General features: G+C 73.1%; 14 protein-coding genes. 6 read left to right on the top strand and 8 right to left on the bottom strand.

The window, feature by feature from the left end; all coding sequences use genetic code 11:
- Positions 1-54 precede the first annotated feature (54 nt).
- Positions 55-1,647, top strand: coding sequence for a pectate lyase family protein (locus tag ACSUPT_RS23170; RefSeq protein ID WP_436945419.1), 1,593 nt, complete (start codon positions 55-57; stop codon positions 1,645-1,647).
- A gap of 207 nt (positions 1,648-1,854) precedes the next feature.
- Here ACSUPT_RS23170 and ACSUPT_RS23165 read toward each other — a convergent pair whose 3' ends face one another.
- Together ACSUPT_RS23165 and ACSUPT_RS23160 are read right to left on the bottom strand one after the other, a co-directional pair.
- Positions 1,855-2,397: a hypothetical protein gene (locus ACSUPT_RS23165; protein WP_436945418.1), complete on the bottom strand. Its 543-nt coding sequence runs from the start codon at positions 2,395-2,397 to the stop codon at positions 1,855-1,857.
- Between the two features lie 43 nt (positions 2,398-2,440).
- Positions 2,441-3,031, bottom strand: coding sequence for a TetR/AcrR family transcriptional regulator (locus ACSUPT_RS23160; RefSeq protein ID WP_361661999.1), 591 nt, complete (start codon positions 3,029-3,031; stop codon positions 2,441-2,443).
- A gap of 50 nt (positions 3,032-3,081) precedes the next feature.
- Between ACSUPT_RS23160 and ACSUPT_RS23155 the strand changes: the two genes are divergently transcribed.
- Together ACSUPT_RS23155 and ACSUPT_RS23150 are read left to right on the top strand one after the other, a co-directional pair.
- On the top strand, positions 3,082-3,648 hold the full coding sequence (locus ACSUPT_RS23155; protein WP_351968017.1) for a GNAT family N-acetyltransferase: 567 nt from the start codon (positions 3,082-3,084) through the stop codon (positions 3,646-3,648).
- A 73-nt stretch (positions 3,649-3,721) separates the two neighbouring features.
- Positions 3,722-4,426 (top strand): GNAT family N-acetyltransferase, encoded by a 705-nt coding sequence (locus ACSUPT_RS23150; protein WP_365726542.1) that lies wholly within the window; start codon positions 3,722-3,724, stop codon positions 4,424-4,426.
- 100 nt (positions 4,427-4,526) lie between these two features.
- Here the strand turns inward: ACSUPT_RS23150 and ACSUPT_RS23145 are convergent, their stop codons facing one another.
- Both ACSUPT_RS23145 and ACSUPT_RS23140 read right to left on the bottom strand, forming a co-directional pair.
- Positions 4,527-4,865, bottom strand: coding sequence for a sulfurtransferase TusA family protein (locus tag ACSUPT_RS23145; RefSeq protein WP_351968019.1), 339 nt, complete (start codon positions 4,863-4,865; stop codon positions 4,527-4,529).
- Positions 4,866-5,161: 296 nt separating this feature from the next.
- Complete coding sequence (locus ACSUPT_RS23140) at positions 5,162-5,488, bottom strand: alpha-amylase (protein WP_351968020.1); 327 nt, start codon at positions 5,486-5,488, stop codon at positions 5,162-5,164.
- A gap of 702 nt (positions 5,489-6,190) precedes the next feature.
- On the opposite strand from ACSUPT_RS23140, the gene ACSUPT_RS23135 reads away from it, so the two are divergent.
- Together ACSUPT_RS23135 and ACSUPT_RS23130 are read left to right on the top strand one after the other, a co-directional pair.
- Positions 6,191-6,505 carry a hypothetical protein gene (locus ACSUPT_RS23135; RefSeq protein WP_365726538.1) on the top strand — a complete coding sequence of 105 codons (315 nt, stop codon included), beginning with the start codon at positions 6,191-6,193 and terminating at the stop codon, positions 6,503-6,505.
- A gap of 108 nt (positions 6,506-6,613) precedes the next feature.
- Positions 6,614-7,183, top strand: coding sequence for an EF-hand domain-containing protein (locus ACSUPT_RS23130; RefSeq protein WP_365726537.1), 570 nt, complete (start codon positions 6,614-6,616; stop codon positions 7,181-7,183).
- An 80-nt stretch (positions 7,184-7,263) separates the two neighbouring features.
- Here the strand turns inward: ACSUPT_RS23130 and ACSUPT_RS23125 are convergent, their stop codons facing one another.
- Positions 7,264-9,327 carry a carbohydrate binding domain-containing protein gene (locus ACSUPT_RS23125; protein ID WP_436945417.1) on the bottom strand — a complete coding sequence of 688 codons (2,064 nt, stop codon included), beginning with the start codon at positions 9,325-9,327 and terminating at the stop codon, positions 7,264-7,266.
- Positions 9,328-9,623: 296 nt separating this feature from the next.
- On the bottom strand, positions 9,624-9,863 hold the full coding sequence (locus ACSUPT_RS23120) for a hypothetical protein (protein WP_436945416.1): 240 nt from the start codon (positions 9,861-9,863) through the stop codon (positions 9,624-9,626).
- Positions 9,864-9,930: 67 nt separating this feature from the next.
- Between ACSUPT_RS23120 and ACSUPT_RS23115 the strand changes: the two genes are divergently transcribed.
- Positions 9,931-10,836 carry an ADP-ribosylglycohydrolase family protein gene (locus tag ACSUPT_RS23115; protein ID WP_436945415.1) on the top strand — a complete coding sequence of 302 codons (906 nt, stop codon included), beginning with the start codon at positions 9,931-9,933 and terminating at the stop codon, positions 10,834-10,836.
- Between the two features lie 57 nt (positions 10,837-10,893).
- Here ACSUPT_RS23115 and ACSUPT_RS23110 read toward each other — a convergent pair whose 3' ends face one another.
- Both ACSUPT_RS23110 and ACSUPT_RS23105 read right to left on the bottom strand, forming a co-directional pair.
- Entirely contained in the window at positions 10,894-12,153 is a 1,260-nt protein-coding gene (locus ACSUPT_RS23110) for a valine--pyruvate transaminase (RefSeq protein ID WP_403505479.1), read from the bottom strand.
- A gap of 56 nt (positions 12,154-12,209) precedes the next feature.
- Positions 12,210-14,087 (bottom strand): amino acid adenylation domain-containing protein, encoded by a 1,878-nt coding sequence (locus tag ACSUPT_RS23105; protein WP_436945414.1) that lies wholly within the window; start codon positions 14,085-14,087, stop codon positions 12,210-12,212.
- Positions 14,088-14,090: the final 3 nt, after the last annotated feature.

Below are 14,090 nucleotides of genomic sequence, written 5' to 3'. Positions count from 1 at the left end.
GACGACCAGGTGTCCAGGTGATCAGGTGATCAGGAAGACGAAAGGGAGGCGAGAATGAGACGACGAGTCGGACTGCGGCTCTCCGCGGCGCTGGCCACGACGGCGCTCGCGGCCGCGACCGGGGCGGTGCTGTCGGCACCCGAGGCGTCGGCGGCGGCCGCCGGAGCCAGTGGGTACGCGACCCAGAACGGCGGGACCACCGGCGGCGCGGGCGGGCAGACAGTGCGCGCCACGACGGGGACCGCGATCCACGCGGCCCTGTGCGGCCGGGCCAGCAGCAGCACCCCCATCACCATCCAGGTCGAGGGGACCATCAACCACGCCAACACCAGCAAGGTCTCCGGCAGCAGTTGCAGCACCGCCGACGGCGTGATCGAGCTCAAGCAGATCAGCAACGTCACCATCGTCGGCGTCGGCAGCGGCGCCGTCTTCGACCAGGTGGGCATCCACATCCGGGAGGCCCGCAACATCATCATCCAGAACGTGACCGTCCGGAACGTCAAGAAGTCGGGCTCGCCGACCTCCAACGGCGGTGACGCCATCGGCATGGAGAGCGGCGTCCGCAACGTCTGGGTGGACCACGTCACGCTGGAGGCGTCGGGTGGCGAGTCGGAGGGATACGACGGCCTCTTCGACATGAAGGACAACACCCAGTACGTGACCCTCTCCTACAGCGTCCTGCGCAACTCGGGCCGCGGCGGACTGGTCGGTTCCAGCGAGAGCGACCTGTCCAACGGCTTCATCACGTACCACCACAACCTGTACGAGAACATCGACTCGCGCGCCCCCCTCCTGCGCGGCGGCACGGCCCACATCTACAACAACCACTACGTGAGGCTGAACGAGTCCGGCATCAACTCCCGTGCCGGCGCCCGCGCCAAGGTCGACAACAACTACTTCGAGGACTCCAAGGACGTCCTGGGCACCTTCTACACCGACGCGGCCGGCTACTGGCAGGTCGGCGGCAACATCTTCGACAACGTGACCTGGTCCGGCCCCGGAACCGACTACAAGCCGGCCGGCCCCAACCCCCAGTCCAACACCACGGTCAGCGTGCCGTACTCCTACGTCCTCGACGACGCCCGGTGCGTGCCGGCCGTCGTGAGCCAGACGGCGGGCGCGAACAAGGGCCTGCGGGTCTCCGACGGCAACTGCTCACCGCAGACGCCGGCGCCCACGCCCACGCCGACCAACCCGACGCCGACACCGACGCCGACCCCGACCGCGAGCAACCCGACGCCGACACCGACCGGCCCCACGCCGAGCCCGACGCCCCCGACCGGGACCAACCTCAGCATCGGCGCCGGCTCCGACGGCTCCAGCAAGGCCGACGGTACGAGTTACGGCAACGTACGGGACGGCAGCATGAGCACGTACTGGTCACCGGTCGGCTCGACCGGCGCCATCTCCGTCAAGTGGTCCTCCCCCACCACCGTGTCGCGTATCAACATCCGCGAGGCGGCCGGCTCCGAGGGCGCCATCAGGACCTGGCGGGTCGTCAACGGCGACACCGGCGCGGTCCTGGCCTCGGGCAGCGGAGCGGGCCTCATCTCCGTACCGCGCACCACCCTGAACAAGATCACCTTCGAGATCACGGGCTCGGCCGGCACCCCGAAGGTCGCCGAGTACGAGACCTACGCCGGGTAGGCCGAAGGACCCGGCCGAAGGATCCGCACGCCCCCGCCCCGGCCGGGAGTCGCACGTCCCACCGACTCCCGGCCCCGGCCAGCGACCCACCCGGAACCGTGCCGTCCCGCCGGTCCCGGACCCCGCTCCCGTCCCGGCCGCGGCCCGGAGCACCGGGGCCCGGGGAGCCGGGTCCTGTCCGGCGGATCACTGACGGAGCCAGAGTCCTCAACAACGCGACCAGGCCTTTCTCGGAAGCCAGTGGGGCAGGTCGTCCATGGCTTCGAGCGGTACGAACACCGGTCGAGTGAGCAGGTGGTCGCCGGCTCGCTGCACATCGATCACGACCCCCAAGGATTCCGACCCGGGTACGCCTGCGGCCATATAGCCGAGCTCGTCATGGGGCGCGCGAGCCTCGGCCCGGTCGGTCATCCACTGCTCGAGTGTCGAGGGCACCCGACCCACCAGCGGCATGTCGTCTGCAAGGACCTGAGGCCCGCGCAGCGCGTCGACGACAACAGCTGCCAGTCGCTCTTCCCGGTAGTACAACGTGAGGCCGAACTCCGGGTAATTGCCCTCCACGACCATGGAGACGACGTCGAGCGAGGGCTGGTGCGGTGTGGGCCGTTGGGACTCCATCGTGACGCCGCTCAGCGCCCTCGACACCTCATTGTGGCTCACGCCGAAACGTAGCGGCCCCACGGCCACGAAGGGATCCAGCGGCCAATGCTGCCGCTCGTTGTCCGGCAGCATGTCCCACCAGTTCACCATGGCCATGAAGAGTAGGGCAGTCACCAGATGCGCCGGACAGGCCCTAGACCCTGGTGTTCAGCGACGACAGGTAGTCGTCGAGCAGCTCCACCTGGCGGCGCGGCGGGAACGCGGCGGGGTCGAACAGGGCCTGCACCGTCAGGCCGAGTACGAACGACTGCGCCCCGGCCGCGATGCGCGCCGGGTCCCCGTCCGGCAGTTCGCCGAGCTGCTGGGCCGCGGCGACCAGCTCGCACAGCCTGTCGCGGCTCCGCCCGTACTTGCGGGCGTAGTCCTCGCTCAGGGCGGGGTCGGCGAGCGCGGTGTCCCAGGACGACACCCAGATCCGGTTGGTGGCGGTGGCCTCCTGCGTGGTCGGCAGGATGCCGAGCAGAGCGGCCCGCACGGCGGCCAGGCCCGGTCCGCCGGCCGGGCGGGGCCGGGCGGCGGTGCGCTCCGCGAGCAGGTCGAGGGCGTACGCGACGAGGTCCCGCTTGGCGGGGAAGTAGTGGGTGAGCAGCCCGGTCGTCGCGCCGAGCTCGGCGGCGACGGCGCGCAGGGTGAGCCCGCCGAACCCGTGCGCGGCCAACACCCGCCAGACCGCGGCGGATACGTCACGGCGACGGGCTTCGTGGTCCCCCTTGGAGCGTGGCATGCTGCTACGGTACATAACCGTAACGCTTGTTATGCGAATGTGGGGTCCTCATGTTCTCCCTTCCGTTGCGGGACGGCGCCTGCCTCCGCCCGCTGGAGATCCGGCACGCCGCGGAGTTCGCCGCGCACATGGACAGGGCCCGCGAGCACATCCGGCCCTGGGTCGGGGCGGCGTTCGTCGCGGACGGCCTGGACGGCGCGCGCGGCACGCTGCGGCGGTACGCCGAGCGCCAGGCGGCCGACGGCGCCCGGCTGTTCGGGATCTGGCTCGACGGCACGCTCGTCGGCGGCGTGCTGTTCGCGGCCTTCGACGCCGCGTCCGGCACCTGCGAGGTGGGCTGCTGGCTCGAACCGGCCGCCGAGGGGCGCGGCCTGGTCACCGAGGCGTGCGGCATCCTGCTGGACTGGGCCTTCGACGACCGGGGCATGCACCGCGCGGAGTGGCACTGCCGGGCCGACAACGAGCGGAGCGCCGCGGTGGCGAAGCGGCTCGGGATGACGCTGGAGGGCGTACTGCGCGAGTGCTGGCCCGTCGGCGGAACGCGCCACGACAAGCAGATCTGGTCCGTCCTCGCCCCCGAATGGCGGGCCCGGCACCGGGGTCTCGCCGTCACATGACCGTCCCGCCGGGGGTCGGCGCGGGGGCCCGCGCGCCCCGGCGCCGACTCCCGGCCTGTGGAGGAACCGCACGATGACCGACGAGGACGAGAGGGCACTCGACGACCCGGTGGGCCGGTCGCTCGCCGGCCGGCACGCGCATCTCGCCAGGCGGCGCGGCCGGGCCGCCACCTACCGCGAGGACGTGGCGGCGTTCTCCGCCGTGCCCGCCGATCCGGGTGCGGAGGACTGGGCCGACCTGGCCCGGCTGCTGGGCCCCGGCGCCGTCGCCGACATGTTCAGCTGCCCGGCCGTACCGCCGCCGGGCTGGGAGCCGGTCTTCGGCGTCGACGGCCGCCAGATGGTCTGGCACGGCGGCGGCGCACCGGACCTGCCTCACGACGGACAGGACACCGGCCTGGTGGAGCTGGGCGCGGACAGCGTGCCCGAGATGCTCGACCTCGTCGCGCGGACCAAACCGGGGCCGTTCCGGCCGCGCGCCCGCGAACTCGGCACCTACCTCGGCGTCCGCGTCGACGGTGTCCTGGTGGCGATGGCGGGGGAACGTCTCAGGCCGCCCGGCTGGGCCGAGATCAGCGCGGTGTGCACCGCCCCCGAGGCGCGCGGACAAGGCCACGCCGCCCGTCTGGTCGGCGCGCTCGCCGCACGCATCGTGGCGCGGGGCGAGCGTCCCTTCCTCCATGTGATCGAGACGAACACGGGCGCGATCGCGCTGTACGAGCGCCTCGGCTTCCGCACCCGCAAGCAGGTGACCTTCCGCGGCTTCCGCATCCCCTGACAACCGGGGACGACGAGCCGGCGCCATCCGGTGAGCGCCGGCGGGGGGGCGGCAGAGCTCGCGCGGGCCGTCCGCCCGTCGGACGGTGTCCGGCCTTCGCTCACGGCGGGGAACCGGACTTGTCCGCCTCCGGTGTTTCCGCGTCGCGCGGGAGCGGGTGCCAGGGCGCGTCGGGGCGGGTGGCGCGGGCGTCGGCGGAGAGCCGCAGCGCGTACACGTGCTCCCTGCCCGGCACCGTGCCGAGGTACGTGTGGCCGGTCATATGGCACCAGGCGGGCAGGTCGAGTGGTGCGGCCGGGTCGGTGGCGACGACATGGACCACCGTGCCGGGCGGCGCGCCGCCGATCCGCCGGCGCAGGCGGAGCAGCAGGGTCACGCACAGCAGGCCGGTGCCGTCGACGGTCAGATCCGCTTCGGCGGGCGCGGACGGGTGGTTCACCGGCTGCCGGGCCGGGCGCGGTGGCGGAGTTCGCGGTGCGGGATGTCGGCGCTCATGGGGGGACAGGCTACGACCGTGTCCGGCTCACCGGTCTGCCGGGGGCGGTGCGGGCGCGCGGTGGATCCGATGTGCCTCCGACCGCGCGGCGGAGCGCGTCGCCGCATGCCCCGGAGGCGCCGTGAGCCGGGCCGGCGACGCGGCGCGCGGGGTGCCGGGGCTCCGCATGCCGACGTGTGGCGCGGGTCCGCGGGCTCACAGCGGACCCGCGCCACACCGGACGCCGCCTATGTCAGCGCTCAGGCGGCGGGGTCGCAGGTCCGCAGCCCCGTGACGTAGTTGCCGTCGGTGCCGTAGCCGGCGAAGGTCGCCCACGCCCCGGGCGAGATGACGCGGCACGGGGCCCACTGGCCGTTCGTGTACTCGACCGTGACGGCGACGGTGTCGCCGCAGCCGTTGAAGACGTCCGTGTAACGCCAGCTCTGGTAGTACTCCACGCAGTCCGGGGCGGGGGACCCGGTGCTCGCCACGGCGGACGGAGCGGCGGTCAGGGCCATCAGCACACCGGCCGCGGCGGTGGCGGCGAGGGCGACGGGACGGGTCATGCGCTGCATCAGGTTTGTCATGCTCCGCATCTTGGGAGGCGCAGCAAGATCCATGCAAGTTTCTGAAAAAGTTTTCAGCCATGCCCCCTAGCCGTCCATTCATGCGCAGGTCATATGCCATCCAGGCATGTGAAAGCCGTTGCACACGATGGTGTGCCACACGGCCGCGAAACCCCCAGCTCGGCATGTCGCCGCTTGACCCGGCAAGGTTGTGGGGCGACGGGAGCCGCTCGGCGGCCCCCTTCCGACAGTGGCCGAGACTCGACGCCGCCAGCGGAACGTCATCTGCGACCCACCGCTCGCCCGACCGCGCCCCACCCCGGCCGGGGAGAGACTTTCGGCCAACCGCACCCAGAAACCCGCCCGACTCGCCCCACACCGGCCGTCACCGCAAGAGCCAGCTCTGCAAGTATTTGCAGCCGCTTGCAGAAATTTCGGTAACAACCCTTGACGGCTGCCTGCGCGGCGAGACATGGTCGACGCAGCCCTTCACAGGACGAATCAGCCGCTCGCCCGGCTCTCGCCGAACGGCCTGTTCCGCCGTGTCAGCGCGGACCACCGGTCAGCGCGGACCACCGGTCGCCAAGGGGACCGACGGACAGCACGGACCGACGGACAGCACGGCTCGACGGACAGCACGGCCCGGCCGATGGCGTGCCGCCGGCCGGTCCGGGCGCCGCCCCGACGGTTTCGCCTGTGAGCCGCGACACCGCAGGAGACACCATGACCGTGATCCCTCACCCCGTGAGCTCCCTGCCGCGAACGGCGCCGGTCTTGCGGCCGGGCATCCTCCGCTCCGCGAAGCGGGAGCCGGAGGTCCTGCCCGTGTGGCTCGTCACCATGTCCACCGTCGCCGCGGACGGCACGGGCGGCACCCAGTGGTTCGCGGTCCGTACCCACACGGCGGCGCAGGCGATGGCGGAGGCCGCCGTCCAGGCGCGAAGCGCCGCGGCGGTCGCGCACCGGCGCGGGGCCCGCGTCCGCGTCGAGCAGGCCGAGGTCGCCCTGTGGAAGGCGGACAGTCCCGCGTACGGATGAGAGCCCGGTCGCGCCCAAGGCGTTGCCTTCCCGACGGCCCATCGTTGCCCAGCGCGACGGGCGCACTCCGTGCCCCGTTCCCGGTGCTCATATCCACGAGGAGCGATGATGGCCGACCAGGCGTTTCTGACAGCGAAGATCGAGCGGGGCTTCGACCGGCTCGACGCGAACGGCAACGGTGTGCTGACCGAGGACGACCATGTGGAGATGGGCCGCCGGGTGGCGCTCGCCCTCGGCCACCCGGAGGACTCACCGGAGACGCGGCGGATCATCGACGCCTACACGTCGATCTGGCGCGAGGTGCATCTGCCGTTCGTCCCGGACGGCGGCGAGGGCATCCCCAAGGACCAGTTCGTCGCGTCGACCCGGACGCTGGCCGAGGACCCCGAGGCCGCCAGGGCCTCGCTCGGCAGGCTCGCCGAGACCTATCTGCGGATCGCCGACATCGACCAGGACGGCCTGATCGGCCCCTCCGAGTTCCTGGCGTTCCAGCGCGGGCACTTCCCGGCGTTCTCCGAGGACGACGCGGCCGAGGCGTTCAGCCGCCTCGACGCCGACGGCGACGGCGTGCTGTCAGCCGGCGAGTTCACCAACGCGATCGTCGAGTTCTGGACCAGCCCGGACCCCGAGGCGCCCGGCAACTGGTGGATGGGGCGCCCCTCCTTCGCACAGGCCTGATCCCCGCGGGCTGTGGCCCCGTGCGCTGTGGGCAGGTACCGGCTGCGGCCGGACCTGCCCACGCGCGTACCGGTGACGGGTCAGCCGCGCCAGGTGTCGTTCAGCGTGACCTTGCCGTCGGCGGGGACGGTGGCGGTGCGGTTGGCGCCGCTCTCCCAGGTGACGTTCCCGGCGGCGTCCTTGCGGATGTACTTGTACGCGAAGGCCGTGCCCGCGGGCAGTTTCACGTCGAGCCGCCACGCCGGGTACGCGGCGGGGTCGAGCTTGAGGGCCGCGGCGGCGGACCAGTTGCCGAGGGCGGGGTGGTCGCCGGTGACGTAGATGTCCTGGCCGGGGACGGTGGTGGCGGTGACGGTGAAGGACGCGCCGGGCTCGGCCTGCTGTCCGGCGCAGGGGTTGCCCGTGCCGACGGTGCCGTTGCGGACCGTGATGTCGCCGGTGCCGAGGGCGTAGTCGGCGCCGTTGTTGTTGTCCCAGGTGCCGGAGCCGTTGTTGAACGCCGCCTTGAGGCCGGTGGCGGAGCCGAGTGCGATGCTCCTCTTCACCCAGCCCGGGCAGGCGCTCTCCATGGCGACACCGGGTGAGGCGGTCCACATACCGCCGGTCGCGGCGTAGTGGATCCTGTAGGCGGACCAGTTCCTGTCGGTGCTGTAGTAGACGGTGGCCGTGTTGTCGCCGGGCTTCTCCTCGACCCGCGCGCCGATGTGGAGGGCGACGGCTTCGTTGCTCGCGAGGGTGGCGGTGAACGTGCCGTCGGCACCGACGGTGTACGTGGTGCCGGTGCAGCCGCCGCCCGCCGTCGGGTCGCCGTGCTGGACGTCGCAGTAGGTGCCGGCGGGCAGCGCGGTCTGGAAGGTCCGGGTGAGGGGGCCGCTCTCGTGGTTGATGGCGACGAACGCCTTGCTGCCGCGGCCGAACGCCACGGCGTTGTTGCCGTTGTCCCACCAGTGGGTGAGGGCGGTGCCCTCGGAGACGTTGCGGAAGGCCACCATGTTGGCGATCTGGCGCCAGGCGTGCTGGCAGCTCCAGCCGTCGCTGTAACAGGCCCTGACCGCGTTGCCGTTGGGGGCGCCGGCGTCCCGGTTGGTGAACTCGTACCCGGAGTGGACGGACGGGGCGCCGTAGGGGTGGGCGAGCATGAAGACGTGGGCGAGCGTGTAGTTCGCGCCGTCGCGGTAGCTCAGGCTGGAGCCGTTGCGCTCGGTGTCGTGGTTGGCGACCATGGAGCCGCTCTGCGCGGAGGGCATGTAGCCCCAGCCCTCGCCGAAGTTCTTGAGGTAGGACAGCTTCTCACCGGTCAGGACCCGCTTGAGGTCGGTGGTGTAGCGGAACTCCTGGACGTCGCCGGTGGCCAGGTACTCGTTCGGCGACACGGCCTCGCCCGCGCCGTGGATGGCCTCCTGCATCCAGTGGACGCGCGGGTTGCTGAGCCTGGCGCGGATGGCGGCGAGGTCGGTGGCGGACATGTGCTTGACGGCGTCCATGCGGAAGCCGTCGACGCCCAGCGACAGCAGGTCGTTGAGGTACCCGGCGATCCGGTCCCGGACGTACTCGCTGCTGGTGTTCAGGTCCGACAGCGACGGCTGCCCCGTCTCACCGAGCTCGCATTCCTGGACGTTGTAGCGGTCGGCGTAGTTGCTGCCGATGGGGCGGCGGCAGCCGTGGAAGTCCCCGTCGGAGTAGGTGCCGGGATAGTGGTACTTGCTGTACGGCGTGCCGGCGGTGCCGGTGCCGGAACCGGACGTCATGTGGTTGAGCACCACGTCGGCGACGACCTTCACCCCCGCGCCGCGGCAGGTGTCGACCATGTTCTCGAAGGCGGCGCGGTCGCCGAGCGGCCCCTGGATCTTGTAGCTGACCGGCTGGTACGCGGTCCACCACGCGCTGCCCTGGATGCGCTCCTGCGGCGGGGAGACCTGCACGTACCCGTAGCCCTTGGGGCCGAGGGTGCGGGTGCACTCGCGGGCGATCGAATCGAAGTTCCACTCGAACAGAACGGCGGTGACCTTCTTGTCGCCGTTGGAGACCGGCGCGGCGGCGGCCGGCGGGGCGGGCGAGGCGAGGGTGGTCACCAGACCGAGTAACAGTCCGGCGCCCGCCAGGGCGGCGGACGTCCGTCTCCGGGCGGAGGCGAGCGGGCTCATGAGGCGCTCCCAAGGGTGGGGGTGAGGTTGAGGAGTGGATGCGATCACGGGCGTAACACCACGGCACGCTCCGCAAAACATTGCTGCAACTTTCAGCAAGTGCCAGAAAGTTAAGGTTTCCACCGCACCCGGTCAAGACTCCTGACACGCCCTCTTCGACTCCGGACTGCCCGCACGCGCGGCCCCGTACCGCGACCCCGGCCAGGCCCTCCGGTGCCGTGGAGGCCGCGTGCCCCGCGGCTCGGGGGGCGCGCACCGGACCCGACGGGTGCCGCCGTCCCCGCTCCGCCCGCAGGTCAGAGCTTGAACGCCCCGGGCCGGGTCCACCCCGCGCCGGGAACCGTTCGCGCGAGGGGTCCCTCCAGTCGCCGGCGCTGTTCCACCTGCCTGCGGGCCGGGCCCGAGCCCTGGGCGGGGTCGAGGAACCGCCGCTCCGCGAGCGGGTCGGCCCGGCCCGCACCGGTCTCCCGGACCGTGAAGGGGACTCCGGTGCCGTTCGAGGCGAGGAACGCGGCCCGCGGTTGCGGCGAGCGCATGCGCGGGCAGAAGCGGCCGCTCCGAAACCGGAGTGCGGGAGGGGCACCGCGCTGCGACACTGCGCTGATGATCGACATACCTGCCGCCGTGCCGGACTCGTTGCGCGGCCTCGCGTTCGGCGACGCCTTCGGTGACCGCTGGTTCGGCATCCTGCGCAGGCAGGGTCCGGCGGCCCTGGAGGCGCGGGCGCTGCCCCCGGAACCGCTGTGGCAGTGGAGTGACGACACCGCTCAGGCGCTGGTCCTCGTACGGGAACTCGTCGAGGGCGGGGGCATCGTCGACCAGGACCGCCTGGCCCTGCGCCTCGCGGCGGCCTACGCCGAGGACACGCACCGCGGCTACGGGGCCTCGATGCATGACGTGCTGCGCCGGATCGACGCGGGCGAGCCCTGGCGGGAGGTGGTCGCCGGACAGTTCGGCGGCCAGGGCTCCTGGGGCAACGGCGCGGCCATGCGGGTCGCCCCGCTCGGCGCCTGGCACAGCGCCGACCTGGATGTGGCCGCCGAGCAGGCCGCCCGCCAAAGCGCGGTCTCGCACCACCACCCGGAGGCGGTCGCCGGAGCGGTGGCCGTGGCTCTGGCCGCGGCGCTGGCGACGCGGAGCCGGGGCGGGGCCGCCCCGGCCGGACCGGACTTCCTGCGGGCGGTCGCCGACCGGCTCCCCGACAGCGACGTCCGGTCGGGCGTGCGGATCGCGGCCCGGATGCCGGAGCACACCTCGGTTCGGCACGCCGCGGAGGTCCTGGGCTCCGGCTACCGGATGTCGGGGCCCGACACCGTCCCGTACGCCCTGTGGTGTGCGGCGGGGCACCTCGACGATCTGCACGAGGGCCTGTGGGTCACGGTCGCCGGGCGCGGCGACATCGATACCACCTGCGCCATCGCGGGCGGGGTCATCGCCGCCCGCACCGGCGTCGCCCTCCCTCCCGCATGGCACGCGGCCTGCGAACCGCTGCCGCCGGTCGTGACGTAGCGGGGACTCCTGACGCAGCCCCCGCCGGGCGTGCTCACGGGGGCGCCGTGCGGGCGGTCAGGGGCGCAGGGTGGTGAGGGTGTGGGCGAGGCGGGTGATGCCCTCGGTGAGGGTGGCCTCGTCGGCGCTCAGGCTGAGGCGGAAGCAGCGCGTCGCGTGGGGGGCGAGGCCCGGGGTCTCCAGCGGGTCCACGAAGAAGTGACGGCCCGGCACGACGAAGACGCGCTGCTCCTTCAGCCTCGTGTAGAGGGCGAGGTCGTCGAACCAGTCGTGGTCCACCCACAGCCAGCAGAACATGCCGCCCTCGCCGGAGTGGAGCCGCCAGTCCACGTCCGACGGCATCCGCTCCGCGAGGAGCTTCTCGGCGAACCGCCGCTTCTCCTCGTAGTGCGGGGTGATCGCGTCGCGGACCACGGTGTCGAGGCGGCCGTCGGCGAGGACGCGGGCGAGGGCCGCCTGCGCGAGCTTCGGGGCGTGCAGGACCGAGTTGGACATGAACGAGGCGAGCGGGGCGATATGGCGGGGCGCTCCGATGGCGAAGCCGATCCGCTCGCCGGGCAGTCCGGCCTTGGACGCGGAGAAGCAGTGCACCACGTGGTCGTCGAGCGCCGGCTCACCGTGGGTCTCGCCGATGCGGGGGAACGGGGCGCCGTACGCCTGGTCGAGGAAGAGCGGCACGTCGCGTTCGGCGGCCAGGTCGGTGAGGGCGCGCAGCTCCGCCGGGTCGAGCGCGCGGCCCGTGGGGTTGCCGGGGCTGGAGACGAGCATCATGCCGATGTCCGTCCGGCGGCTCAGCGCCTCGGTGTCGAGGGCGTACCGGAAGCGGTGGTCGCCCTCCCGCTCCACGCGGGGCGGCACGCCGACGATGCCGCCCTCGTGGAGGCACAGCCCCTGGTAGCCGGTGTAGTCGGGGACCATGGGCAGCACGACCCGGCGGGTGCCCCCGGCGGACGGCCCGGCGAACAGCGCGGCGGCGGCGAAGCAGACCATCTGGCTGCCCGGGCCGACCGCGATGTTCTCCGGGCCGAGCCGCCAGCCGTACGTCCGGTGGAAGTACGACGCGATGGCCTCGACCAGCACGTGGCTGCCCCGGCTTGCGCCGTAACTGCCGCTCGTCCCGCCGAAGTCCTCCTCCAGGACCTCCGCGAGGGCGGCCCGCCACATGTCGCGCGCCTCGGGGATGAGGGCGGGGTTGCCGACGCTCAGATTGAGCCACTCCCCCGCCGACGCCCCGGCGGTGCACGCGGCGACGTCCTCCATGATGCTGCGCAGACCGGACAGCCCGGCCAGCTTCGTGCCGATGGTGGACAACTGCATGACGTCTCCTCGTGCGGGGGGGGTGGGAGGGGGTGGGTGGCGGGTGCGGGCGGGCGTCAGCGGGTGAGGGCCGCCACCGCCTCGGCGTACTCGGTGACCTCGGACGCCTCGAACACCAGGTGCATCGGCACCTGGAGGCCGGTGCGCTCCTCCAGTTCGCGGACGGCGCGGACGGCGCGGAACGAGTCGCCGCCGAGGGCGAAGAAGTCGTCGTCCGGCCCGACCGCCGGGACGTCGAGGACCGCCGCCCACACCTCCGCGACGACGGCCGCCAGGTCCGCCTCCCCGGCCGGGGTGCCCGTGCCGGGCGCGGCGCCCGCGGGGGCGGCGTCCGCCGGGGCGGGAACGGTGGCGGGGGCGGGAACGGTGGCCGCGGTGGGCAGGGCCTCGGCGGCGCGGGCGGTCAGCTCCGCGTGGTCGAGCTTGCCGTTCGGGGTCAGCGGGAACCGCTCCAGGGCGACCACGGCGGCCGGCACCATGTGCGCGGGGAGCCGGTCGGCGAGGGCGGACCGTACGCGCTCCGCCCCGCGCCGGGCGTCGCCGTCCGGCGCCGGTCCTTCCCCGGCTCCGTCCAGGACCAGGAAGCAGACCAGGCGCGTCTCGTGGCCCGTGCCGTCGGCGACCACGGCCGCCTGCCGCACCCCGGGCACGCCCAGCGCGGCGCCCTCGATCTCGCCCGGCTCGATGCGGAAGCCGCGGATCTTGACCTGCCGGTCGACCCGGCCCAGGTACTCCAGCTGTCCGGGCGTCACCTCCCGCACCAGGTCCCCGGAGCGGTACAGGGTGCCCGCGGACGGGTCGACCGGGTCGGGGACGAAGCGTTCGGCGGTGAGCTCGGGACGGTCGTGGTAGCCGAGGGACACGCCGACACCGCCGATGTACAGCTCGCCCGGCTCGCCCTGCGGCACGGGCCGGCCGTGCTCGTCGAGGATCCGCAGCGTCGTCTCCTCGATGGCGGAGCCGATCAGGACGGTCTCCGGGTCCGGGTCGCGCGGGCACACCCACGCGGTGCAGTACATGCTGCACTCGCTCGGCCCGTACAGGTTGCTGAGCGTGGCGCGGGAGCGGCTGTGGAACCGGCGTACGAGCTCCGGGCTCAGCGCCTCGCCGCCGGTGAGGACCTGCCGCAGCCCGTCGACGCGCTCCCCGGGGCCCAGCGCCAGCAGGAACAGCTCCAGCAGCGACACCACCCACCAGACCGTCGTGACGCGCTGGTCGCGGATGAGCCGGGCCAGGTGCTCCGGGTCGCGGTGGCGGCCCGGGGCGGCGATCACGATGGCCGCGCCGTGCAGCAGCGGCCAGTACACCTCGACCAGGAACATGTCGAAGGTGCAGGCCGTGTGGTGCAGCACCCGGTCGTCCGCGTCGATGGGGTGGCTGCCCTGCAGGGACCGCAGGCGGGCGGTCACCCCGCGGTGGCTGAGCAGCGAGCCCTTGGGGCGGCCCGTCGACCCGGAGGTGTAGATGACCACGGCGGGGCGGTCGGCGAGGTCGTCCGCCGGGGCGAACCCGTCGGGGTCGGGGGCCTTCGCGCACTCCTCGACGGTCAGGACGCGGGTGCCGAGCCCGTCGGGCAGCCCGGGGCGCAGCGCGTCGGAGGTGAGGACGATGCGGGGCGCGCTGTCCTCCAGCAGGAAGTGCACGCGGTCGCGGGGGTTGGCCGTGTCGATGGCCACGTGGGCGCCGCCGGCGAGGACGACGGCCGTCACCGCGATCACGAAGTCCGCGGAGCGCTCCAGCAGGACCGCGACCCGGTCGCCGGGGCGGACGCCGCGCTCCCGCAGGAGCGCCGCGGTGCGCACGGCGCGGTCCCTGACCTCCCCGGCGAGGACGACGTCGTCGCCGTCGACGATCGCGGGGAGGCCGGGGTGGGCGTCCCAGCGGGCGAGCAGGGCCGTGTCGAGGCGGTGGGCGGCGTCGGCTGGCGTTTCCATGGC

It is taken from the genome of Streptomyces sp. SudanB25_2051 (genome assembly GCF_964272635.1).
Taxonomy (GTDB): Bacteria; Actinomycetota; Actinomycetes; order Streptomycetales; family Streptomycetaceae; genus Streptomyces.
Note: the sequence above shows the minus strand (reverse complement) of the source record. Positions and strands in the feature narration are given on the sequence as shown.

Bases quoted from the DNA above. Each gene is read 5' to 3' on its own strand.
- ACSUPT_RS23170 (WP_436945419.1), top strand. From the start codon at position 55: ATGAGACGACGAGTCGGACTGCGGCTCTCCGCGGCGCTGGCCACGACG.
- ACSUPT_RS23165 (WP_436945418.1), bottom strand. From the start codon at position 2,397: ATGGTGAACTGGTGGGACATGCTGCCGGACAACGAGCGGCAGCATTGG.
- ACSUPT_RS23160 (WP_361661999.1), bottom strand. From the start codon at position 3,031: ATGCCACGCTCCAAGGGGGACCACGAAGCCCGTCGCCGTGACGTATCC.
- ACSUPT_RS23155 (WP_351968017.1), top strand. From the start codon at position 3,082: ATGTTCTCCCTTCCGTTGCGGGACGGCGCCTGCCTCCGCCCGCTGGAG.
- ACSUPT_RS23150 (WP_365726542.1), top strand. From the start codon at position 3,722: ATGACCGACGAGGACGAGAGGGCACTCGACGACCCGGTGGGCCGGTCG.
- ACSUPT_RS23140 (WP_351968020.1), bottom strand. From the start codon at position 5,488: ATGACAAACCTGATGCAGCGCATGACCCGTCCCGTCGCCCTCGCCGCC.
- ACSUPT_RS23135 (WP_365726538.1), top strand. From the start codon at position 6,191: ATGACCGTGATCCCTCACCCCGTGAGCTCCCTGCCGCGAACGGCGCCG.
- ACSUPT_RS23130 (WP_365726537.1), top strand. From the start codon at position 6,614: ATGGCCGACCAGGCGTTTCTGACAGCGAAGATCGAGCGGGGCTTCGAC.
- ACSUPT_RS23125 (WP_436945417.1), bottom strand. From the start codon at position 9,327: ATGAGCCCGCTCGCCTCCGCCCGGAGACGGACGTCCGCCGCCCTGGCG.
- ACSUPT_RS23120 (WP_436945416.1), bottom strand. From the start codon at position 9,863: ATGCGCTCGCCGCAACCGCGGGCCGCGTTCCTCGCCTCGAACGGCACC.
- ACSUPT_RS23115 (WP_436945415.1), top strand. From the start codon at position 9,931: ATGATCGACATACCTGCCGCCGTGCCGGACTCGTTGCGCGGCCTCGCG.
- ACSUPT_RS23110 (WP_403505479.1), bottom strand. From the start codon at position 12,153: ATGCAGTTGTCCACCATCGGCACGAAGCTGGCCGGGCTGTCCGGTCTG.
- ACSUPT_RS23105 (WP_436945414.1), bottom strand. From the start codon at position 14,087: ATGGAAACGCCAGCCGACGCCGCCCACCGCCTCGACACGGCCCTGCTC.